Origin of the sequence: Propioniciclava soli, from assembly GCF_014858005.1 — a bacterium.
GTDB classification, from domain to species: domain Bacteria; phylum Actinomycetota; class Actinomycetes; order Propionibacteriales; family Propionibacteriaceae; genus Propioniciclava; species Propioniciclava soli.
Map to the genome: position 1 here is coordinate 1 of NZ_JACYOT010000063.1, position 376 is coordinate 376.

At 71.8% G+C, this 376-nt stretch carries 1 protein-coding gene; it reads right to left on the reverse strand.

The features are described 5' to 3' along the window. On the reverse strand, positions 1-376 hold a 376-nt coding region (locus IFY26_RS17585; protein WP_232550303.1), incomplete at both ends, for a PKD domain-containing protein.

Consider the following 376-nt stretch of genomic DNA (forward strand, 5'->3'; position numbering starts at 1 on the left):
ACTACCCCAACCAGACCCACTCCGACCGAAGCCATCCAGAGCCGCAACCCCGGCCGGCGGCGCCACCACAGTCACGGTTCGGGCCGTGGCGGTCGTCGCACCAGCATCGTCAGTGACCACCAGGGTCACGGTGTAGCTGCCGGCTGCGGAATAGGTGTGGGAGGCCAGCGCACCGGACGCCGTCGCACCGTCGCCGAACGCCCACGCGTGGGAGGCGATCGATCCGTCGGGATCGGACGACCCGGATCCGTCAACGTTCACCGAGAGTCCGGCCGCGGCGACCAGGAACGCGGCGACCGGCGGCTGGTTCACCGCGACGGCGCCGGGGGCGGTGACGGAGAACCGGTCCACGCTGGCCGCCAGCGGCAGCGATGTG